The 21,742-nt window shown below is 34.7% G+C and carries 22 protein-coding genes; 4 read left to right on the top strand and 18 right to left on the bottom strand.

Features of this window, described 5'->3' with window-relative positions; genetic code table 11:
* Positions 1 to 118: 118 nt before the first annotated feature.
* The 4 genes from SM124_RS04470 to SM124_RS04455 all read right to left on the bottom strand — a co-directional run bounded on the left by SM124_RS04470 (position 119) and on the right by SM124_RS04455 (position 5,682).
* On the bottom strand, positions 119 to 1,999 hold the full coding sequence (locus SM124_RS04470) for an LTA synthase family protein (RefSeq protein WP_322445084.1): 1,881 nt from the start codon (positions 1,997 to 1,999) through the stop codon (positions 119 to 121).
* A 694-nt stretch (positions 2,000 to 2,693) separates the two neighbouring features.
* Positions 2,694 to 3,671, bottom strand: coding sequence for an ROK family glucokinase (locus tag SM124_RS04465; protein ID WP_322445507.1), 978 nt, complete (start codon positions 3,669 to 3,671; stop codon positions 2,694 to 2,696).
* Positions 3,672 to 3,696: 25 nt separating this feature from the next.
* Positions 3,697 to 3,897, bottom strand: coding sequence for a YqgQ family protein (locus SM124_RS04460; protein ID WP_322445083.1), 201 nt, complete (start codon positions 3,895 to 3,897; stop codon positions 3,697 to 3,699).
* Positions 3,898 to 4,221: 324 nt separating this feature from the next.
* Entirely contained in the window at positions 4,222 to 5,682 is a 1,461-nt protein-coding gene (locus tag SM124_RS04455; RefSeq protein WP_322445082.1) for a spore germination protein, read from the bottom strand.
* Positions 5,683 to 5,870: 188 nt separating this feature from the next.
* Here SM124_RS04455 and SM124_RS04450 point away from each other — a divergent pair, with 188 nt between their 5' ends.
* A complete protein-coding gene (locus SM124_RS04450; protein WP_322445081.1) occupies positions 5,871 to 6,752 on the top strand; it encodes a hypothetical protein in 882 nt (293 codons plus the stop codon).
* On the opposite strand, the gene SM124_RS04445 is transcribed toward SM124_RS04450, so the two are convergent.
* From SM124_RS04445 to SM124_RS04400, 10 genes are all read right to left on the bottom strand, one after another.
* Positions 6,736 to 8,268 (bottom strand): rhomboid family intramembrane serine protease, encoded by a 1,533-nt coding sequence (locus SM124_RS04445; protein WP_322445080.1) that lies wholly within the window; start codon positions 8,266 to 8,268, stop codon positions 6,736 to 6,738. The genes SM124_RS04450 and SM124_RS04445 overlap by 17 nt on opposite strands.
* Positions 8,269 to 8,406: 138 nt before the next feature.
* Positions 8,407 to 8,604, bottom strand: coding sequence for a protein YqgO (gene yqgO, locus SM124_RS04440; RefSeq protein ID WP_322445079.1), 198 nt, complete (start codon positions 8,602 to 8,604; stop codon positions 8,407 to 8,409).
* A 173-nt stretch (positions 8,605 to 8,777) separates the two neighbouring features.
* Positions 8,778 to 9,731: an L-lactate dehydrogenase gene (locus SM124_RS04435; protein ID WP_322445078.1), complete on the bottom strand. Its 954-nt coding sequence runs from the start codon at positions 9,729 to 9,731 to the stop codon at positions 8,778 to 8,780.
* Positions 9,732 to 9,893: 162 nt separating this feature from the next.
* Positions 9,894 to 10,679 (bottom strand): DUF92 domain-containing protein, encoded by a 786-nt coding sequence (locus SM124_RS04430; RefSeq protein WP_322445077.1) that lies wholly within the window; start codon positions 10,677 to 10,679, stop codon positions 9,894 to 9,896.
* On the bottom strand, positions 10,672 to 11,241 hold the full coding sequence (locus tag SM124_RS04425; protein WP_322445076.1) for a 5-formyltetrahydrofolate cyclo-ligase: 570 nt from the start codon (positions 11,239 to 11,241) through the stop codon (positions 10,672 to 10,674). The genes SM124_RS04430 and SM124_RS04425 overlap by 8 nt, the downstream gene beginning before the upstream one ends.
* 85 nt (positions 11,242 to 11,326) lie before the next feature.
* Positions 11,327 to 11,476, bottom strand: a complete 150-nt coding sequence (gene rpmG, locus SM124_RS04420) for a 50S ribosomal protein L33 (RefSeq protein ID WP_322445075.1) — start codon at positions 11,474 to 11,476, stop codon at positions 11,327 to 11,329.
* Positions 11,477 to 11,533: 57 nt separating this feature from the next.
* Positions 11,534 to 12,169, bottom strand: coding sequence for a hypothetical protein (locus tag SM124_RS04415; protein WP_322445074.1), 636 nt, complete (start codon positions 12,167 to 12,169; stop codon positions 11,534 to 11,536).
* A 3-nt stretch (positions 12,170 to 12,172) separates the two neighbouring features.
* Positions 12,173 to 13,615, bottom strand: a complete 1,443-nt coding sequence (locus tag SM124_RS04410; protein ID WP_322445073.1) for a nucleotidyltransferase family protein — start codon at positions 13,613 to 13,615, stop codon at positions 12,173 to 12,175.
* 57 nt (positions 13,616 to 13,672) lie between these two features.
* Entirely contained in the window at positions 13,673 to 16,006 is a 2,334-nt protein-coding gene (locus SM124_RS04405; protein WP_322445072.1) for a glycosyltransferase, read from the bottom strand.
* On the bottom strand, positions 16,003 to 16,683 hold the full coding sequence (locus SM124_RS04400; protein ID WP_322445071.1) for a DUF4912 domain-containing protein: 681 nt from the start codon (positions 16,681 to 16,683) through the stop codon (positions 16,003 to 16,005). Before SM124_RS04400 ends, SM124_RS04405 begins: the two co-directional genes overlap by 4 nt.
* Positions 16,684 to 17,044: 361 nt before the next feature.
* Here SM124_RS04400 and SM124_RS04395 point away from each other — a divergent pair, with 361 nt between their 5' ends.
* The 3 genes from SM124_RS04395 to SM124_RS04385 all read left to right on the top strand — a co-directional run bounded on the left by SM124_RS04395 (position 17,045) and on the right by SM124_RS04385 (position 18,208).
* Complete coding sequence (locus tag SM124_RS04395; RefSeq protein WP_322445070.1) at positions 17,045 to 17,443, top strand: hypothetical protein; 399 nt, start codon at positions 17,045 to 17,047, stop codon at positions 17,441 to 17,443.
* Positions 17,436 to 17,942, top strand: a complete 507-nt coding sequence (locus SM124_RS04390; RefSeq protein WP_322445069.1) for a hypothetical protein — start codon at positions 17,436 to 17,438, stop codon at positions 17,940 to 17,942. Before SM124_RS04395 ends, SM124_RS04390 begins: the two co-directional genes overlap by 8 nt.
* A gap of 92 nt (positions 17,943 to 18,034) precedes the next feature.
* The gene (locus tag SM124_RS04385) at positions 18,035 to 18,208 is read left to right on the top strand and encodes a hypothetical protein (RefSeq protein WP_322445068.1); all 174 of its coding nucleotides are present in this window, start codon (positions 18,035 to 18,037) and stop codon (positions 18,206 to 18,208) included.
* 58 nt (positions 18,209 to 18,266) lie between these two features.
* Here the strand turns inward: SM124_RS04385 and phoU are convergent, their stop codons facing one another.
* From phoU to pstC, 4 genes are all read right to left on the bottom strand, one after another.
* Positions 18,267 to 18,926, bottom strand: a complete 660-nt coding sequence (gene phoU / locus SM124_RS04380; protein WP_322445067.1) for a phosphate signaling complex protein PhoU — start codon at positions 18,924 to 18,926, stop codon at positions 18,267 to 18,269.
* 46 nt (positions 18,927 to 18,972) lie between these two features.
* Positions 18,973 to 19,737, bottom strand: coding sequence for a phosphate ABC transporter ATP-binding protein PstB (pstB, locus tag SM124_RS04375; RefSeq protein WP_322445506.1), 765 nt, complete (start codon positions 19,735 to 19,737; stop codon positions 18,973 to 18,975).
* A 90-nt stretch (positions 19,738 to 19,827) separates the two neighbouring features.
* Positions 19,828 to 20,712, bottom strand: coding sequence for a phosphate ABC transporter permease PstA (pstA, locus tag SM124_RS04370; RefSeq protein ID WP_322445066.1), 885 nt, complete (start codon positions 20,710 to 20,712; stop codon positions 19,828 to 19,830).
* Between the two features lies 1 nt (position 20,713).
* Entirely contained in the window at positions 20,714 to 21,682 is a 969-nt protein-coding gene (gene pstC, locus SM124_RS04365) for a phosphate ABC transporter permease subunit PstC (protein ID WP_322445065.1), read from the bottom strand.
* Positions 21,683 to 21,742 lie beyond the last annotated feature (60 nt).

Genomic DNA, 21,742 nt, shown 5'->3' with positions numbered 1-21,742 from the left:
CCATAATAGGATACATATGAAGAAGAATAAATAAAATGACAGTAATTTTCTTCTTTACAGAAATTAGGGAATGTAACAGTCATAAAGAAAAAGCCTGCAGAATTCCGCAGACTTTCCCTTACTTCTTATCTTCAGTTATCACTTTACTTTTCGTATTCTCATAGAAACGTAGTAAATCTCCATAGATGACTTTATCGGAATATTCAAGCTCGTTTTTAGCTTTTTCCGCATACGGCTCACAAGTACTCTTTTCAATTTCCTCACCAGTTGACTTATCATAGCATGTTTCACGAGTATATACATAATCTTTCGTAATAAAACTGCCATCACGTAACACCGTAAAGTCAGTTTTATCTTTAGAGAACAAGTCGGTACCGAAATCGATATTACGTTTCGTATTAATTCCCAGTAAATGCAGAATAGTTGGTTTTAAATCAATTTGTCCCGATACTTTTGAAATGGTTTTACCCTTTTGTCCAGGGATATGAACAATAAGAGGAACACGTTGAAGCTGTGTACTTACATATGGTGTAACCTCTGTTCCTAAAAACTCACCCATGGTTTTGTTATGATTCTCGGAAATACCGTAGTGGTCACCGTAAATAATGATCACTGAATCTTCGTAGAGACCTTCTTCCTTCAATCGCTCTACAAACAATTTCAGGGCTTCATCTGTATATCGAACAGTAGGAAAATAATTATTTACAGTCTTATTTGTTGAATTGTAAGGTTGAATATATAAGTCTTCTTCGCCTAATTCAAACGGGAAGTGATTTGTTAGTGTAATAAATTTTGCATAAAATGGCTTTGGCATTTCCTTTAAATGAGCTATTGATTGTTCAAAGAAATCAATATCCTTTAAACCCCAGCCAATTGAATTGTCATCTCTTACATCATAGTCAGGTAAAGAGTAAAAACGTTGATATCCTAATGAATCATACATGATATCCCTATTCCAGAAACTTTTATTGTTCGCATGTAGGGAAGCTGTAAAATAACCATTTTCATTTAGAACTTCAGGGGTTGCTTTATATTCATTTCCTGAGTGAGTAAAGAATACAGCCCCGCGACTCAAACCATATAAAGAATTTTCAACAATAAATTCAGAGTCAGATGTTTTTCCTTGAGCTGTTTGGTGATAGAAGTTATCGAAATAATAACTTTCCTTAATAAAATCATTCAAGAAAGGAGTAATCTCCTCACCATTAACCGTATTGTTGATAACAAAACTCTGAGTTGATTCCATTGAAATTAAAATAACGTTTTTACCTTTTGCAATCCCAAACAGATTTTCATTTGGTTTTTTGTAATTTGCACGTACATAGTTCTCAATGTCGACTAATTCACTGCCGTCTGCTAGTGCTCTTTGTGCAGATGATTTTGATTGTAGGAATGCATCATAAATGTGATAGTTATAGGTCCCTATATTTTTCACAAGCATTTCACGATCGAAAGTACGTGTCAGTAATTGTGGACGCTCAGTTTCTGCAAGACCTAAATTAAAAAATGAAATTGCAATTGCAACTAGGAAGAATGCTCGACGATGTACTTTAGTGAATTCACGGTAAGCTACAAATTTAGGCTTTAATAGGACAACTGCTAGTAAAATCAAGAAGTCCACAAAATAGAATAAATCGGTCCAATTTAACAACTCCGTTACGCTGCTTCCTAAATCAGACATATTGCTTGTTTGGAATAATACTGGTATGGTTAAAAAATCATTAAAGAACCGATAAAACACCACGTTTCCAAACATGACTGCAGAAATTAGAAAGGTTGTAATGAGTATATAACGGTTCCGATACTTCTCTTTCATAAATAAACCGATACCAAGTATAAACATGAGAAAACTTAGTGGGTTAATGAATAAGATAAGCTCTTGTTTCCAATTCTCTATTTTTATATCAAAGCTAGTTTTATAGATGACGTACGTTTTTAGCCAAAGTAAGATGATCGCAAGAACCATCAAGGACACTTTTGACCATTTGAAGTTGTTCATTCTTTGCCTCCCCCTACTTACAAAAGTATGGAAATAATTACGTAATATTTACAAATTTAGGATTCTAAAAATAATCAAACCCTATCTTAATACTTTTTTTACAAAAAATCAAACCCCAATTAATAAATGGATTATATAATATTTTTCACAATTTTCGATTCTTCTTATACCCACAATAATAGACGATTTAACATCCAAAAAGTTTCAAGATTGTCCATTTTTTCAAAAATGAACCTTTTGTCTTAAGTTTATAAACTGGGTTATATGGGTCAATCTACTCTAGTGTAGTAATAGTTTACTGATTTTAAACTGAATTTTATAGGACAAGTTTCGACACAATGAAAAAGGGGCTATCCAATAAGTCATTATAAAAATGACTCTTGGAATAGCCCCTTTTTATTAGGCTATTAATATTTGAATGGTTCTAGCAATTTCGTCCGTTGATTTCCGGTCCAGTCACTTGCTTTCCACGGGAAGAATTAATGAAAAAATCCAAAAGCCGATTTTTTCAAAGGGCGAATTCTTCCTCGGGGAGGAAGTCAAGCCTCCTCGACGTTCCGTCTGTGGGGTCTCGACCTTTCCTCTGCATCCCGTAGGAGTCAAGTGTCTTCCCCTCCAATCAACTCAGTGCTTATACCAAATAGAAAAGGAAGTGGAGAAAAAATTCGTCTAATTAGACAGCCCTTCATTTTATCTATTTCAAATTATTCTTCATTAACCAAGCTGCACCAATGACTCCTGCGTCGTTTCCTAAGGTAGCAATTGCTAGGCTAGTTGATTCTTTTACACGAGGGAAAGCAAATCGTTCAAAGTTTGACTTTACCTTGTTTAATAAGATGTCCCCGGCCTTTGAAACGCCGCCACCAATAACAATTGTTTCTGGGTTTAGTGTGTTCGCAATATTGGCTAGGGCCAAACCTAGATGATGAGATACATCTTCAATGGTTTCAATTGCGATAGAATCACTGTTTTTAGCTGTATCGAATACGTCCTTTGCAGAAACTTTACCATTTGTGTTAAATAGAGAAACTAACTCACCTGTAGTAGTTTGGTTAGCCGATTCTAATTTTTCAGTGGCAATTCGGACAATCCCCGTAGCAGACGCAATGGTTTCTAAACAGCCCGTCTTACCACAGTTACAAGGCGCTCCTCCGACCGGTACAGCAGTGATATGACCTATTTCCCCAGCTGCTCCGCTTACGCCTTGTACGATATTTCCGTTGGAGATTACTCCGCCACCAACTCCCGTACCTAGAGTCACACAAACTAAGTCTTTTGCTCCCTCACCAGCACCTTTCCACATTTCCCCTAGTGCCGCGCAATTCGCATCATTATCAATCCATGCTGGTAATCCTGTTTCTACTTCTAACAAGTCTTTTAAAGGGTAATTATCTCTCCATCCTAAATTAACTGTATTGTAGACAACCCCTGTAGAATAGTTTACAGGTCCTGGAGCACCCATTCCGATTCCTATTAGTTTGCTCTTATGTTGCTCAAGCTCTTCAAGTGTTTGATCAATGGACTTTGCAATATTAATTGTAATATTCTTACCTTCGTCACTGTTGTCTGTAGGAATCTCCCACTTATGAATAATTTCGCCATAATAATTTATAAAAGCAAGCTTTGTTGTTGTTCCACCTAAATCTACACCTACAAGCCACTTTTCATTCATCATAATCACCTTTTCTTTATGTAATCTAATCCTTTTTCTTCGTCATTTGAATTTCATGTCTAAGTATCATAATGGCTGTCTGATAATCTTTAACATCAACTAGTTGAGATTGGTAAAGCTCTGTTAACTCAGCTTCCATAAGTTCCAGGTCAGCTACCCTATCACCAACATATATAAATGTTCCAAATTTTTTCAAAAATTGTTGAATTTCATATACATTTTTCATTTCTAGGACCTCTATTGGGAAAATATTTATTCTTATTTAAACCTTTGTTTCTTTTTTATTGTACAATTCCAAAAATCGACATGAACTATTATATTTCTCTTTCTTTCTACAATAGTCAACTAACAATGTAATAGCTTTACATAACAATTTTTATGCACACAAAGAAGTATAATCTAAAATATTATGTCCCTCAAGAGACTTCACTAAAAAACAATATTTACATTGAAATACCTACGTTAAGTTTTTAGTAATAATTTCCCCAATATTTAATATTAAATCTAAAAAACCTGTCCACTTTTTTTAAAAGTAAACAGGTTTATGTATTTATCTATCCGGATCCTTAGGATTAAGAATTGGTGGTCTTTTATCCTTTAATGGAATAGGTGATCGTAATAACACATCTCGGAATGCCCGGATATTAAATGGAATAAATGGCCATAAATAAGGAACTCCAAAGGATTGCATTCTAGCAAGCATAATAAAGAATAAGGTGACTCCAATAACAAGTCCATATGAATGGAAGAGAGCAGTTAAAATTAACAAGCCTATTCTAACTAATCTGTTTGCTAAGCTCATTTCATAACTTGGTGTAGCAAACGTACCAAGTGCTGCTATTGACAAATATAGAATAACTTCATTCACTAATAACCCTACTTCAACGGCTACTTGACCAATCAATATAGCAGCAACAAGACCAATGGCTGTTGCCAATGATGAAGGTGTATGAATAGCGGCCATCCGTAGCATATCTATTCCGACCTCAATAATAAGCACTTGAAGAAATAAAGGTACTTTAGTTGTTTCATTAGGTCCTATAAAAGATAGGGCATCCGGTAACAAATGTGGCTGTGAGGCAAATAAATACCATAATGGTAAAATAAATATAGAAGCCCAAACAGCCAGATACCTTACTAACCTTAAATATGCACCCACTACTGGCTTATTTCGATATTCCTCTGCGTGCTGCAAGTGATGCCAATAGGTAGTTGGAGTAATAATAACACTTGGTGAACCATCTACAATAATGCAGACATGTCCTTCATATAAATGTGCTGCAACCGTATCTGGTCGTTCACTATACCTCACAACGGGAAAAGGATTATAATGTCGTCCTGAAATAAATTCTTCAATGGTTTTTTCAGCCATCGGAATCCCATCAACATCTATTTTAGAAATTGAATCCTTTATGTCATTTACTAACTTTGGATCGGCAATATCTTCAATATAACTTACTACCACGTCTGTTTTCGATCGTCTTCCAACCTGTAAGTATTCCATTCTTAGAGTTCGATCTCTAACTCTTCTTCTAGTCAATGCTGTATTAAAAACCAAGGTTTCCACAAAACCGTCACGGGAACCCCTTACTACTCTCTCAATATCGGGTTCATCCGGACCACGTGCGGGATATGTACGAGCATCAATTAAGATAATTTTCTCTACACCATCCACCACTAAAGCGGTTGGACCAGCTAAGACCATACTAACTACATTATTAAGATCATCTGTCGTTTCTACTTCAACATATGGAATGTAGGTTTTAACTAATTTTGTAAGTGTATCACCATCTAGTTGACCTTCTGGCAGTTTGGCTAACAGCTTCATTAATAAGTGGAGAATATCATCTTTTACAAATCCATCGATGAAGTACAGGGCCATTTTTTTCCCAGCATACTCAACATCTTGTTGAATAACGTCGAAACTTTTTTCTACCCCTAAGGCTTCCTTTAAATATTCTAAGTTCTTATCAAAATCTTCATATACAAGTTTCTTTGACTGGTACTCCATATTTCACCTCAAAACAAACTTTGTTGTTTAACAAAAAAACTACGCTTTTTATAGTGTGAAAGATAAACCCAAGTATATACACAACATCTTTGACATTCTTAAGAAAAAACATACTAATAGTTATGTTTACCGTTATACATTCATATAGATTCGTATTAGGACAACTTTTAAAAAAATGAGGGAATAAGATGAAGAAAAATATTTTTACTGCTATTATGATGGTTTTGGTCATGGTAGTGATTTATATTTACTCGCTAAATGGAAATAGTGTGAGAGAAAGTATCACCTATTTTCCCATTGACCCATCCATTACCTACGACTCTACTAATACAACCTTAACTTTATTAGGAAAAGGAAAAGAAAAAGATGATTATTTGGTAAATTGGGCAATTAGCTCGTCCCTTGACCGGAAAGCTTACCTGAGGCAAGATGTTGGACTCTTATATGTTAATGGAAGATTAAAAGGGAAACTTGGGGATTGGAAGCAAAATACAGATACACTGTCCCAAGAGATTGAGGTTGTTGGTAAAGATAGTAGTCTTTTTCAGGCGATTACATTCCATCACTCTGAAATCCACATGAAGCATGATGAAATTTTTAGTGCGCAGCAATTGTCAGCTGACCAATTGTATGTCATCGATTCATCATTTAGCCCACTTCGAGCATTTAGAGTTCCAGTCGGCAAGGAAGAGTTAGAGTGGAAAAGCACGATTGACAACATGACTAGGAAACAACTTCAAAGTAGCTGGTCAAAAGCTATGGAGGCTTATTCCATCAATAGAAAAGATTACTCTTCTTTCCCGTTAACTGAAATCATTCGATTTAATGAAGAACCATTACCAGGCTTTTCAACTTATGACACACAAAAAATTATAGGAAACTTATGGGAAGGCATTTATAAAAATTATTTCCTTGGAATTAAAAAAGGGGACCAAACTATTATAAATCCATTTAATAGCTCAGTCCCGTTAATTTTGGTAGCAAACGATAAAAGTCATTTACTCGTGGTATTTGAAGCATCAACTGGAGAGCCATTCCTCCTCCGTCAGCAGATTACAACTGACCGTTAATTTTCCCAACCAGTTCTTTGTACTCGTTTTGATTAGGTCTCAAATCTAAAGCTTTAGTAGCATGTTCTTTTGCTAAATCAAGTTGATTTTCATTTAAATAAACTAGTGCCAAATTATAATGTGCTTCGTGAAAATCAGGATTTAATTCAATCACCTTTTGTAAATGAGCCCGAGCATCCTCCAGTTTTTCTAATTTAATCTCTGTATAGGATAGAAGGAAATACACTTCTGCTGAATCCTGATTTTCCTTTGTATATGCATATAATAAGCTATAACCTTTTTCATATTCTTCTAACTCATTATACTGTTGTGCCATAATCAAAACAGATTTTTCATCTACTACTGCTGAAGCGTATCCATACTGTAATAAACCGACAACCCCTAGTGCAGTCAACCCTAGAAATAATCCCTGAAGTAGTAATTTTCTTTTTTTAGGAAAATGAACAATTCCAGTAGCTAAAAACCCGCCTATTAGTCCACCAATATGTCCGGCGTTATCTATACCAGGAATGGTAAAGCCTAGTGATAAGTTAATGGCCAATACAACTAATATATTGAAACCCATTGTTCTAAAGAAAAGTTTAGGATAAATAAGTCCAAAAAATAGAAGTGCACCAAAACAACCGAAGATGGCTCCACTTGCCCCTGCCGATAAACTAGGACTGAACAAAAAACTTGCAAGAGAACCACTAAAGCCAGCTAATAGATAAATGAATAAAAACCTAGAGTTTCCATATATTCTCTCTACCACAGTCCCTAAGTAGTACAGGGCTAGCGTATTCATTAGCAAATGCAAAATTCCTATATGTAATACAACGGGTGTGAAAAACCTCCACCATTCTCCCTCTAAAATTAACGGGTTAAACTTAGCTCCAAATTTTATTAAGGTTGACGTATTCGTACTTCCACCATTTAGTTCTAATAAACCGAAAAAAGCTACTTGTAAAATAATAAATATATACGTAAAAAACGGTTTTCCATACTCAAACAAAGACTTTTCTCTTTTTATTTGATTAACCGCACTATTTAGAGCAGATTGTTTCAATTGTTCAATCTCTTCATCTAAATATTCCTCTCTTTTGGCAATAAGGATTGGTTCATCAAATAAATCTTCTAAACTAACAATCCATTCATCGTAAGATTGGCGATCGAGCAATTTACTATGGATAATCGTTTTATTTTGGTTGGGATTGAGAAAAGGCTGTGCAATACGGAATTTATAGTCATCCACTGGCAGAAAGGCAGTTATATATAAATTCAGTATATTTAATTCTCTTCTAGTCAACTGCTTACGAATTCTTTCCCCATTTTGGCTGGTTAACTCAATATCCCGTTGCAACCAATTACTCCAGTCTAAATTGTATTTTAAAAGTCTGATTACTTGAGCTTGTTTATTCTCTATTTTTTCAAGCCAGAGCTCGTTTTCATCTTTGGATAATTGAATTAAACGATATTCTTGTTTCGTGATAAAGTAATGGGCCAACCTCCAAAATAAATAATCTTCTTGAGTTTTCAATATTCCCCCTACTTTCAGAACTTTTTTTACTTTAAACCATCTATATGCATTATAAACAAGTTTTTTTCTTTATAATAATGATTTGGTCGGTAATAGCTCTGAAAAAAATAAAAAGACCTTGTCGGCCTTTTTATTTTCTTAATAGTTGGGCTGCCCTTGCCCCGGGAATACTGATTTCATCATACGATTTCGTACAACTGGGAAACTCATGATAGATCGAACAAACAATCTTCTTATCATGGGATTCCCAAAGACAACATTTAGTACACGGAACCGATTTTGGATAATATAATATCCTCCCAGTCCAATTAATAAAATGGATAATAAACGAGACATTTCCATCCCTCCTAACTATAGTTTGAGAAGTAAATATCTCTTTTATGCAACATTTGATTTTGACTAAAAATCATAAATTAGCTACCTAATAAGTGTACATATATAATAGAAGAAAACGGTTACATTATATAGAAAAAATATAGAGGCATTAAAAACTGCCTCCTCCATAAACGTTAAAACTTATTAATAACTGGCTCCATTGTCTTCTTTAAAACCTCAACTGAGTGGTTAAATTTTTGTTTTTCTTCTTCACTCAGTGAAAGTTCAACAATTTCCCTTATCCCACTTCTATTTACAACTGCAGGTACACCTATAAATACATCTTTTTGGCCATACTCTCCATCTAAATATGTAGAAACGGTAAGTACAGAATTTTCGTTTTGTAATATTGCCTTAGTCAAACGAATTAAACCCATTGCAATGCCGTAATAGGTTGCACCTTTTCTTTGTATAATATGATAAGCTGCATCACGAACATTTAAGAACAAGTCATCTAAATCTTCTTGTTTATAATTTGCTTCCTTCTGTACCCAATCTGAAATTGGACGTCCTGCAATATCCGCATGGCTCCAAACAGGTAATTCTGTATCTCCATGTTCACCTATTATGTATGCGTGGACATTCCTGGTATCTACGTTAAAATAATCCCCTAAAAGGAAACGGAAACGAGCCGTATCTAAGATGGTTCCAGACCCAATAACTCTTTCTTTAGGTAAACCAGAGAATTTCCATACGGCATAAGTTAATATGTCTACAGGGTTCGTAGCGACAATGAAAATACCGTCAAATCCACTCGCCATGACCTCTCCAACAATTCCCTTAAAAATACGTGTATTTTTCTCCACTAAATCTAAACGAGTTTCACCTGGTTTTTGGTTTGCTCCTGCCGTAATAACGACTAGATCCGCATCTTTGCAATCGGAATAATCACCGAACCATATTTTGGTTGGTGAAGGTGAGAATGGAAGACCATGATTTAGGTCCATCGCATCGCCTTCTGCTTTTTCTTTATTTAGATCAATTAGGACTAACTCTTCTACTACCCCTTGATTTAATAAAGCAAAAGCATAGCTAGATCCAACAAATCCAGTCCCAATTAATGCTACTCGATTAATTCGATTTTTCATCCTACTCCTCCTCAAATTTACCTCTACTAATTGTTCCCATACTAAGTTAGAAAAATGATGTTACTGTATTATTAATTTTAACCAATAACTACTAGTACATCTCTTTAAATCTTAGCGATATTGTTACAATTTCTAGATTTATCCATAATTTTACATATAGTTTCATCCAAGAACTAATAAGATGATCAAACCGAATATGGCAGCTAGTAGGCTTGATAAAAAATTTACAAGATCATTATTCATTTGCTGGAACCCTTTTATTTTTACCGTTTTCCCATTACAATGAATTAATTTTTCTGTTTCTAATCCACATTCTCTACATTTATAAGATGCCTGAATATATGCCCCTAGAATTGTATCAATCAGATTACCTAGAAAGCCTAGAACAGCGATAAAAAACATTGCCTGAATACTGAAAGAAAATATTAATTTTGAGCTAACAGCTATTAAGCTTGCACCCGCTAACGCAGCCCATGTTCCTAACATACTAACCGCTCCAGATGTACCGCTCGGAACTAGAGAAAATGTTCGAAGGGAGAATGGCTTAGTTTTGCTCAATGTACCAATCTCAGAAGCCCATGTATCGGAGTTAGCACTAGAAAGTAAGATACAGTACACCATAACCCATATAGGATCTGGATTTATAAAATAAACGAAACTAACCATTCCCGCTGCACCGCCGTTTGCTACTACCTGCTGCCAATCTCTTGTTGAACCTTTTTCATGTCGCTCTTCCACCTTGCTTTTGCGGGATCTCTTATATTTGGACCAAAAACTTGAAGAGGCAAAAAAAAGCCCTAGAACAAATAAACCTTTTAGTCCAAGTCCTAGTGCTGTAAATATTCCGACTACTGCTGCTGCTATACTGCCTGATAATGTAAGTAAGCGAAAGTAGTATCCTAATATGGCTGTTACAATAATAAATATAAGAACTACTATGTTAATCATGAATTACGATTATCTCCTCATTCGAAATGATTTGCTTCACAGGAATATCGTGCTCCTCAACCGGAACACTCTCTAGTATTTGTTGCTCGAAAGCTAGGGAGAGGGTATCTCCTTCATATTCTATGAGGAATCGGTCATAGTACCCACCACCGAATCCTAATCTAAATCCTTTTCTACTAAAACCAAGACCAGGAACAATGACTAACTGAATATCCTTCTTAGCAATTAGTTCTGTTTCAGATTCAATCGGTTCTAATAAGCCCGAATAGACAGATTCTAGTTGAGAAAACTTAGTTAGGATTCTAAAATCCATTTCTCTCGTTTTAGGAAGACACTTTGGAACAACAACCTTTTTACCTTCTTCCCAAGCTTTTCGAATGATTTGAAAAGTATCAACCTCTGGAGGATTTGAAAGAGTTACAGCAATCGTTGTTGCTTTTATCCATGATGGGTTTTGGAATAATTTTTGAGCAATTATGTATGACATATGTTCATAGGAAGGTTTAGATATGGAAGAAAGATTGTATTGTATTTGTTTACGAAGGTTTTTCTTGTCAGTCATATGATTCTCCTCCTTTTTTACTCATAAAATCGGATAACAAACCAAAATTTAGATACAAAAAAAACAGTAGGAATAATCCCACTGCTTATTTTGTTTCGCGGTGTAATGTAACGCGCTTTAATCTTGGGCTGTATTTTTTCAGCTCAATACGATCTGGGTTGTTACGTTTATTTTTCGTAGTGATATAGTTACGGTCACCAGTTTCAGTGCAAGCTAATGTAATGTTTACACGCATGTTATTTCCCTCCAAACTATGTTCATACTAGTTCGTTCATACGACTTTTCTATAATATCACTTTTCAAATGGAAATGCTAGTGTGTTTTTAAGAAAAGCTCGATTTAACCGAATTAGGCCTTCTTTTTTCTTTCCACTTATTACCCAAGAGTAACCTTTACTAGTAGTCTTAGGCGAAACTTCCATATCAACAGACAAGATACTAATAGAAGAACCCTTCGTCATTGGTTGAAATTTAAGGCTTCCTTTTTCCATGCAGCTCCAAATGGATTCAGTATAAAGACTAAGGTAAGGATGAACAGTCATTTGACTGACTCCATCGTTACTGCCTGCGTTCACTAGATAAACACAGCTGTTAGTTAAATGGAATATCACATTTTCTGTTGGTGAAACGAAAGTAAACTGATCTTTTAAAGCATTGATATGTTGGTGCATAAACAATAGTTTTACCTTTTTCCTAGTTGTAATATTATGATTTGTTACGAGTACCTCAAGATTTTTCATCTTTGAATGTAGAGCTTCCTCTCTTATGTGAACCGAAATTCCTTCTTCTGCTATTAACTTTTCCCTACTGTCTTGTATCCAATAAGTTTTACCATTTATCCAAATGCCGGGTGTCGTTAGTATCTCATTTCTTGAAAATGTATTTTTCACCACTTCATCTTCTAACATATAGTAGCTATTTGTGATCATGATTCACACCTTCTGATAATTTTTTATTTGTTTAACATAGTATTTCAATATCTCTGTTGCCATCCTGGGATTATCAGCATAACAATAAATATTTAAATAACCTTCTAATTCATGTGAGGTAATTTTCGTCCAGCAATAAGGAGTATGCACGAATTTAATTCCCTCTGTTAAATCAATGAGCTCGGTCTTGCTTTCCTCAATCAATAACCGCATAATTTTTGATTTCACATGATTTGGGCAGTATACAACTTCCTTTTTCAAATGTTTGTTCCCTTGGTATACATCCGTTAATATTAGAACATTTTTTTGATGGTAATCCTTCAAATTCAGCCTTTTAAAGACAGAATGTTCAGGAATCTTCGAATAAGAATTTACCTTTATATTAGAACCAATTAAACTTTGTTGGCCAATATACGAGTTCTGGCCAATTACAGCCTGATTATCAATGATGGTTCTTTCTCCAATATAAGTATTTGATCCAATTATGGTTTGGTTTAATCTTGCTCCTTCTTGTATGGTTACATTACTCCATATAATCGATTCATCTATTTCAGCTTTAGAATGGATTATTGTGTGATTACCTATGATAGAGTAAGGCTTGATGTGAGCCCCTGATTCAATTTTACAACCGCTTCCGATTAGGGCTGGACCTTCAACTATTGCTTCAGGATTTACATCACTATTGCTCCCTATCCAAACATTATCTTTGAGTTTATTATTAAGATCCATTTTTACTTTTAATTTTCCACCCAAAATATCTCTATTGGCATTTAAATAAGTGGAGAATTGACCAATATCAATCCAATACCCTATTAGTTCATAAGCAAAAAAGTTTAATTTTCTTGATAGTAATAAAGGGAATAAATCACGACTAAAATCAAAATAACGATTGTTAGGTATATAGTTGATTATTTCTGGTTCTATAATATAGATTCCCGTATTGACTTGATCACTAACCCACTTGTAAATCGGTGGTTTTTCGATAAAAGCTCTTATTCTACCGTCCCCATGCTTCAGAACAATTCCGTAGTCATTTGGAAACGATACCTTTGTCGTAATCATAGTGAATTGACTTCTCTTTTCTAAGTGGTATTGAAAAGCATCCTGTAGCGAAAAATCCGTCAAAATATCCGCACTTATTACGACAAAGGTATCATCTAAAAAGTGAGTGATGTTTCGAACTCCTCCTGCAGTACCTAATGGGGAATTTTCGGTAAAGTAAATGAGTTTTACTCCATACTTACTCCCATCTCCAAAAAAGTCGATAATGCTCTTACTTAAGTATTGAAGAGTTATAGCGATTTCTTTTATTCCTTGTAATTTGAACCAGTCAATGCAGTATTCCATAACAGGGCGATTCATTATGGGGACAAGAGGCTTGGCTATTTTCTCAGTTAGTGGTTTCAGTCTTAAGCCTTTTCCTCCTGCCATGATTACACCCTTCATAGAAATCCTCCTTGGCTCCATTCTTCAACAACATAAATCTCATAAAAACAATTATTATTATAAAATTGATTTATTGATTAATGTTTCTTCAAAGACTCGCTTTGTTTCTTCTGCCACACGCTGCCAACTAAATAAACGTTCAACAATCCTTTTTCCTTTTTCACCTAAATCTCTAGCAACGTCTTCATTATGAATAAGAAAGCTTAATTGTTCTACTAAGCTTTCAGAACAATCTGGTTCCATAAGTAAACCCGTTTTTTGATGTTGCACAATTCCTTTTAGCCCGCCTACGTTAGAAACAATGGTCGGCTTACTATATAACATTGATTCTAATGCTACGATACCAAATGGCTCATATCTGCTCGGGAAAACAGCTATATGGCAGTAGTTTAGAAGTGCCTGTCTTTGTTCATCTGTTACAAACCCAACAAAATAAACTTGTTCACTTAATCTCGTTTCAAACACTCTTCTTCGATACTCTTCAAGTAAGGGGCCTTTTCCTGCGACGATAAAATAGACATCAGACTTTAAATCTCTCATTTTCTCTGCTGCTTGTATGAGTGTATCAAAACCTTTTTCCTTCACCATACGCCCAATTGAAAAAATCATTTTTCTATTTTTATCAATCGGTAAATCAAAACAATCACTACTAACTAGGTGATTTTCGCTTTCATCAATCCCATTAGGAATCATAGCTAATTTATCTTCACTTACCCGAAATACCTTCATTAATTCTTCTCTCATAAACTCACTACAGATAATGACTTTGTCTGCACCATTAATGAGTGAACGTTCCTTGTTATGAATAAACTTTTGCATCTCTGTGTAAATTCCATCATTCCTTCCATGCTCTGTTGCATGAATTGTGGCAAGAAGTGGAAGGTTCATTTCTTCTTTTATGGTTAATCCAGCTGCCCCAACTAACCAATCATGGGCATGAATCATTTTAAAATCATGGGTAACTAATAGTTCCATTGCTTTTTCAACCATAGATAAGTTCAATCCCCCAACCCATGATAAGAAGTCAGGGTCTTTTTCATTAAGAGGCTTTACTCTGTAGACATGAACTCCATGATCTTCTTCGTAGTTTGGAAGGTCATTCACCTGTGTTGTTATAATATGAATCTCATAACCTAAATTACTAAGAGCTTTTGATAGCCCATGTACATGTCTTGAAAGCCCTCCTACAATGTTAGGAGGATACTCCCAAGTTAACATTAATATTTTCTCTTGGCGTTCATTGCTTGGTCTCGAAAATATATTAAACAACAAAAAGTTCTCAAGAATTGGTCGATTGAAAAATCCTGATGGCAATTTGCTGTCTGCGATAAAATAAGACCTCAATTCGTTGTATCGGTCAATATAATCTTGTAATGAAAGTGTAGAGTTAGTTTTTGATGAAAGTACACCTACTAATAACATCCATTCTTTCATCATTTCACGGTAAATTGCTAGCTGGTTATCAGTCACTATTTTTTCTTTTAAATTCTCTAAATCTTTTTCAATGAAATGACTTTCTGACCAGAACGGACTACTTTCATAATTAAATGATCCGCTGAGATCCTCACTTAAAAAAGAAGAGCATAAATGAACTTTCTCCAGTTCCGTATTTAGTTTACTTAAGGTTTCACTAGGACTGACCTTTCCTAACAGTGACATTTGATTGTCTAACGACTCAGCCATTGATATACATAGATATCTTGTATCAGCACAAGACTCCCCATCTTCGAACTTTATCTCAGCAGCATTTGTGATAACTTCTATTGGGTACATGATTAGCCCATGTGGAGAATAAACAGGTCCTCTCCCTAATTTCACAGGCGTAGGATCTGCGTAGTGAATGGTTTGGTGATGAATAAAACTATATTCAATTCCTTCTGACATTAAAGATAAATCTAATCCTGGAGTGTATGACCCATTAGGAAACCAGAATCCTTTTGGCTTAACCAAAAAGAAATCCTCAATAATGGATATTCCCGTTTTTATTTGATGTTCTAATCCATTAGAAGTAGATAGGAATGGGAGATTAACAAAGGTAACAGGTGCTGCCAACAACTCTATTTTTTCACACTCAATCAGTTTTCTTATCGGAATGGACAAATTACCGTTATACTTTTCCCAATACATGTATGTATCGCTAGTTGTCCTCTCTTTTTCTTGAAAGTAAATATGCATTTCATTTTTAAAAGTAGGGTGATTAATTAACTCATAATATAGAGGGATTATTCCAAGGTGAACACGATGAAAGTGGTTCACTTCTAACAGCATCAACAAAGAGATAAAATCTTCTGTAAAAGAGAACAACGGAAGTTTCTCCTCATCACGACTATTAAAAAAATCCAGACAAGGGATATTTGAGTGAATGACTAATTGGAAGTTTTGGTTTATCATGCCTTCAATCCCCCTTTACTTTCCGTTTCATAATAGCTATAAGTACTAACATGCTCAATCCAGTTTGGAGGAGAGTTTGTATCTTCTAAAAATGAATGTATGTCTTTTTCTAAGGATCCAACTTGCTCACAGCTAGTTCTAGGGGTTTGTAAAGAATTGGAACGTAGTATAGGGTGAAATTTTGACTCGGTTATCTTCAGCCCTATTTCAAGGCAGTAGCTACGGTTTGGCTTTAAGTCCTTAAAAACCCAATGTTTTTGATTTTCCGGTACGATTGTTTCAACATAAGAGTGTTCATTACTCCCATTAAAAATAATGCTAGTTACATCGTATATCCTCAAAGCCAATAAAAAACAACTATAATCCTTATCAAAGTAAAAGGAAATCAGTCTTTTTTTCGCTTCTGGGATGTCCCAAAAAGTAATCAGTCGATTATTACTAACTAACCAAGCACTAATACCTTCTCGACGTAAGGTAGACTGCTCAGTTAAAGGTTGAGTAGCAGTAGTTTTAGCTTTTCTAATTGGAGTAAAATCTGTTTTTATTGGAGTTGGGGCTTGGACTTTTGCATACTTATTCCATTGATATTGAACTTTTCCGACCGTTGAATTTAGTTCTTCGGCAATCTTTCGGAAGGACAGTCCTTTTCTCTTAAGCTTGATTATTTCATTTATCACACTAACCACCTCAGGTTAACTTATCTATTGTATGTACGGAAACAACATATATTCCTTCATCTATATATAATGTTAGCATTGATAAGATTCACCTACAACGAACGCATTTTGTCGTAAATTGTATTTCCTAGGGAATAGTGAGATAGGGCGAATAATTTTTTTTTATTCCCTCATCCAATACATATAAAATCTTTACATTCGACATGAAAACACTGATTAATCGTTACTTTTCCGACAAGTTCAATGATATTTTTTATTTCTATAAGGATATATCGAATTTTGTCAGTTAAAATGATAGAATATTTCTATCAAGTAATTATGTATAGGTATTTTTACCTATGGAAATCATTGAGGTGACATTGTGGAATATATTTTTATTGGACTGCTTTCCGTTTCAATATTATTACTTCTTAGCTCCTTTTTTGTTAAAGATTCTGTTAAAGAAGTGAGAAATGAGCTTGATCAGCTATCTATGCAAAACATTCAAGAGCTTTATCAAATAAAAAGAAAACTTAAAGTCTTAGAGGAAGAACTCTTATTGAATGATGCAGAGTATGAGAAGCCCTCAGTAGCTTCTTTTGTTCAAACTGTACCTTCTTCTAAAAAAACAGTACATGCTATTATCAAGAACCAAGTTATTTCATTAGCGCAGCAAGGCTTATCCATCGATCAAATCTGTAAACAGTCTTCCTTATCCCAGGACGATGTTGAAGAGATTTTAAATGAGCAATCTAATAAACGAGGCTATCCGTATGAATAGAAGTACATTAAGAGCTTTTTCATTAGGAATTCTACTATCCACCTCACTCATTGGTGTTTATTATTATTCGTCTAATTCGTCTAATCAAGAGCCTTTGAGCGAAAAGGAAGCGATAACAACACTAACAAAAGCTGGCTATAAAGTACTTTCTGCAGACGAGTATGCACAATTAGAAAAAGTGCAGGAACAACAAGAAGAAACTAAAAAAGAAGAAACCGAAACGACTGATAAAACGGATAAACAAAATAACAAAAAAGAAAAAGAAACAAAGAAAGAGATTCAAATCGAAAAGATTTACACTCTCGAAATTAAAAGAGGAATGACTGCTGATGAAATATCAAGCAAACTAAAAAAAGCAAATATTATTGATGATGCTATTGAATTTGAGTTGTTCTTAGTCGATGAAGATTATGCAACAAGGCTACAACTAGGAACTTATCAAATAAGTAGTATGATGTCATTTGAGGAAATTGGTAGAACGATAACTAAGAATAATTAAACTGCAACCATTAAATGTTCACATTTAATGGTTTTATTATGGATATATTTTAGGATATTCAGAAAAAACTAATCATACTGGGGGTGACACTATTGGAAAATAGAAAAGCGGTTTCAAGTAAAGAAAGAAGTGAAATGATTCAACGTCTCGAGACTGAAGATGTTCAAACCATGGAAGCAAATATGAAAATTAATGACCGATTCTATGGTGAGGATCATTTAGAAAATCCTGCGGATAATTACCTTGTACAAGGAAGTCCTGATTAAAGATATAACACAAAGAGGTCTGACAACATTGATTTGTCAGACCTCCCTTTAATATACTTTAGTCATTTAAATCATAATGTCTACCCTTTACAAGATAGAAAATACTTTCAGCAATGTTTGTTACATGGTCCGCGGCACGCTCTAAATATCGACATGTAAAGGATAACTGTGTAATTTGTGGTAAAAGTTCCGGCTTCTGCTGATTAATTTGTAAAAGATCCTTAATTGCCTGCCCATATAGGGAATCTACCTCATCATCCATTTCTGCAACTTTTTTAGCCATATCAAGATCTTCTTCAATAAATCCTTCCAAAGAAAGATTTAGCATCTGAGAAGTGATTTCAGACATTTTTCTAATATGATCTAGAGGTTTTACATGATCTTCGTTTCCAATACGAATAGTTGACTTTGCAATATTTACGGCAAAATCCGCAATACGTTCAATATCTGTAGCAATTTTAATCCCAACAATGATTCTCCTTAAATCAATGGCTACTGGTTGTTGTTTAGCAATCAAAAGGATAGCGAAGTCATTAATCTCTTCGTATAAAAGGTCTGCTTTTGTATCATTCTCCATAATTTCTAATGCTAGCTCAACATTTTTTGTTTCTAATGCAAGAAGTGATTGCTGTAATGCCTCATTAGCAAAATTACCCAATTCCAATAATTTGTCTTGTAACTCTTTTAAATCATAATGAAACCGTTCACGGATTGGCATCTGTCTAATCCTCCCTTTGTCAATTTATATAAACGACGATTACGTATCATCCAAATCGGCCAGTTATATAGTCTTCTGTACGTTTATCAGATGGAGTAGAAAAGATTTTATTTGTATCTGAGTACTCCACAACTTCTCCGTTTAAGAAGAATGCAGTCTTATCAGAGATACGTGCAGCTTGTTGCATATTGTGAGTAACAATAATGATACTGAAATCTTTTTTAAGCTCTTGCATTAGCTCTTCTACTTTTAAGGTTGAAATTGGGTCTAGAGCGGATGTTGGCTCATCCATTAGAATGACATCAGGCTCTACTGCTAAACAACGTGCAATACATAAACGTTGTTGCTGACCACCTGATAGACCATAAGCATTTTCATGAAGACGGTCTTTAACTTCATCCCAAATAGCTGCACCACGTAAGCTTTTTTCAACGATTTCATCTAATATTTTCTTGTTGCGGATCCCATGGATTTTAGGACCGTATACAATATTTTCATAAATTGACTTCGGAAAAGGATTTGGCTTTTGAAACACCATTCCTACATGGGTTCTTAACTCTTCTACTTTATAGGATTTATCTAAAATACTCTTTCCTCTATACTGGATATCTCCAGAAATTTTCACAACAGGAATAAGTTCAACCATTCTGTTAAGTGTTTTGATAAATGTTGACTTCCCGCAACCTGAAGGACCAATGATGGCCGTAACTTCATTTTCATGTACTTGAAGATTAATGTTCTTTAAAGCATGATCATTTCCATACCATAAATTTAAATCCTTCGTATCATATACTACTTTCTTGTTTACCATTTGTTCTTCAACATTCCCTATTGTCGTAGCTTGCTTTACTGTATTCTCATTACCAGTCATAACTGCCATGGTGAATACCCCTTTCATCCATTAAAATCTTCTTTGGAATTTATTTCTAATCACAATTGCAATTGAATTCATTAAAAATAAAATAAGTAATAAAATGACAATGGTAGCTGCCGCTAAATTTGCATATTCAGAAACGAGAGCTGAGTCAATTGTCCAGTAGTAAATTTGCATTGGCATTACCGTAAACTTATCAAAGACACTATCTGGAATAGGAATTATTAACGCAGGAATTCCGATAACAACTAATGGTGCTGTTTCACCAATTGCACGAGATAGAGCTAAAATAAGACCAGTTAAAATGCCAGGAATAGCTGCTGGTAAAACTACATTCTTAATCGTTTGCCATTTAGTAGCACCCATACCATATGAAGCCTCACGTAAAAATTGTGGAACTGCCCGGATCGCCTCTTGGCTAGCAACAACTACAACCGGTAATACAAGTAAGGCCATTGTAAGTCCACCAGCTAAAATAATTGAACCTAGGTTTAGACCCCTAACAAATAATGTTAAACCTAATAATCCGAATACAATAGATGGTACACCAGCTAAGTTTGTAATGTTCGTTTGAATAAAAGATTGAATTCTTCCTTTTTGTGCATATTCTTCTAGATAAATCGCTGTACCTACCCCTAATAGCATCGTAACTGGAGCTACTACAAGCATTAACCATAGCGTTCCAGCAACAGCCCCTTGTATCCCAGCTCTATTGGGATCAGTAGATAATTTGTTCATAAGAAAATCTATATCTATCCAGCCAATACTTTGTGAAAATACACGATATATTAAGACTACTAGTACAACTAAACCAAAAAGGGTTGCTAAAAGAAATAAAGTTTTTCCTAAATTATTTATGAATAGACGTGAACCCATTCTTTTTTTAACTAAAGCTGTATCGACATGTTTCATATTAATATTCCTCCCTGAATTTACGAGAGATATACTGTGCAAATAGGTTCATCACTAACGTAAATACGAATAGCGTCATAGCCACTGCATATAAGCTGAAATATAGAGTTGAGCCTGCTGGAGCATCCCCACCAGTAACTTCAACTATATAAGCAGTCATCGTTTGCATAGACTGAGTAACATCAAAAGTGAAATTTTTAGAACTTCCACTTGCGATGGTAACAATCATCGTTTCCCCAATTGCACGAGAAATTCCTAGAACAAATGAAGCGATAATCCCGGAGATAGCCGCTGGAACAACTACCTTCCAAGTAACTTCTAGTCTTGTTGCACCTAGAGCTAAAGCTCCCTCTCTCATTGAATTTGGAACGGAACTCATTGCATCTTCTGAAAGAGATGCAACCATTGGAATAATCATAATACCCATTACGATACCAGGACTGAGGATATTAGTAGGCTGTAATGAAGGTATAATATTTGTTAATAATGGAGTCACAAATGTAAATGCAAAGAATCCATATACAATGGTAGGAATACCTGCTAGTATTTCTAACATTGGTTTTAATGCTCTTCTAACTTTATCTGACGCATATTCACTTAAGTAAATAGCGGTCATTAATCCAATAGGAATAGCGACAAGCATCGCAATAGCTGAGGAAATTAATGTACCTGTCAGTAATGGTAATACTCCAAATTGAGCATGTTCCCCTAAAGGCTTTAATACCGTACCTGTGAAAAATTCAATAAAAGGGACATCTTTAAAAAATTCTATCGTTTCCGTTAATAATGTAAATAAAATTCCAGCTGTTGTTAGGATAGAAATAGTTGCAATTGTAAAAAGTATTTTTGGCATCAGTTTTTCTAGAACGGTTGTGATCGTAACAGAGCGTTTGTTTTGTTCGATTAACTCTCTTACATTCACTTTCTTATTATTTTCTATCGTTTTATCCAAGTTAAAAACCCCTTTCATCCTTACCCCTTTAGAATAATAATCTAAATACTATTCTAAAAATTTTTACAGCTAAAGAAG

The organism is Robertmurraya mangrovi, from assembly GCF_034427655.1.
Lineage (GTDB): Bacteria > Bacillota > Bacilli > Bacillales > Cytobacillaceae > Robertmurraya_A > Robertmurraya_A mangrovi.
This window is presented reverse-complemented; position numbering and strand designations above follow the sequence as displayed.

Coding starts and splice junctions, on each gene's coding strand:
- yqgO (WP_322445079.1), bottom strand. CDS start 8,604: ATGTCTCGTTTATTATCCATTTTATTAATTGGACTGGGAGGATATTAT.
- SM124_RS04435 (WP_322445078.1), bottom strand. CDS start 9,731: ATGAAAAATCGAATTAATCGAGTAGCATTAATTGGGACTGGATTTGTT.
- pstA (WP_322445066.1), bottom strand. CDS start 20,712: ATGAAACATGTCGATACAGCTTTAGTTAAAAAAAGAATGGGTTCACGT.
- SM124_RS04390 (WP_322445069.1), top strand. CDS start 17,436: ATGAATAGAAGTACATTAAGAGCTTTTTCATTAGGAATTCTACTATCC.
- pstC (WP_322445065.1), bottom strand. CDS start 21,682: ATGAAAGGGGTTTTTAACTTGGATAAAACGATAGAAAATAATAAGAAA.
- SM124_RS04425 (WP_322445076.1), bottom strand. CDS start 11,241: ATGACTGACAAGAAAAACCTTCGTAAACAAATACAATACAATCTTTCT.
- SM124_RS04455 (WP_322445082.1), bottom strand. CDS start 5,682: ATGGAGTACCAGTCAAAGAAACTTGTATATGAAGATTTTGATAAGAAC.
- SM124_RS04405 (WP_322445072.1), bottom strand. CDS start 16,006: ATGATAAACCAAAACTTCCAATTAGTCATTCACTCAAATATCCCTTGT.
- rpmG (WP_322445075.1), bottom strand. CDS start 11,476: ATGCGTGTAAACATTACATTAGCTTGCACTGAAACTGGTGACCGTAAC.
- pstB (WP_322445506.1), bottom strand. CDS start 19,737: ATGGTAAACAAGAAAGTAGTATATGATACGAAGGATTTAAATTTATGG.
- SM124_RS04470 (WP_322445084.1), bottom strand. CDS start 1,999: ATGAACAACTTCAAATGGTCAAAAGTGTCCTTGATGGTTCTTGCGATC.
- SM124_RS04430 (WP_322445077.1), bottom strand. CDS start 10,679: ATGATTAACATAGTAGTTCTTATATTTATTATTGTAACAGCCATATTA.
- SM124_RS04410 (WP_322445073.1), bottom strand. CDS start 13,615: ATGAAGGGTGTAATCATGGCAGGAGGAAAAGGCTTAAGACTGAAACCA.
- SM124_RS04415 (WP_322445074.1), bottom strand. CDS start 12,169: ATGATCACAAATAGCTACTATATGTTAGAAGATGAAGTGGTGAAAAAT.
- SM124_RS04450 (WP_322445081.1), top strand. CDS start 5,871: ATGAAGAAAAATATTTTTACTGCTATTATGATGGTTTTGGTCATGGTA.
- SM124_RS04460 (WP_322445083.1), bottom strand. CDS start 3,897: ATGAAAAATGTATATGAAATTCAACAATTTTTGAAAAAATTTGGAACA.
- SM124_RS04465 (WP_322445507.1), bottom strand. CDS start 3,671: ATGAATGAAAAGTGGCTTGTAGGTGTAGATTTAGGTGGAACAACAACA.
- phoU (WP_322445067.1), bottom strand. CDS start 18,926: ATGCCAATCCGTGAACGGTTTCATTATGATTTAAAAGAGTTACAAGAC.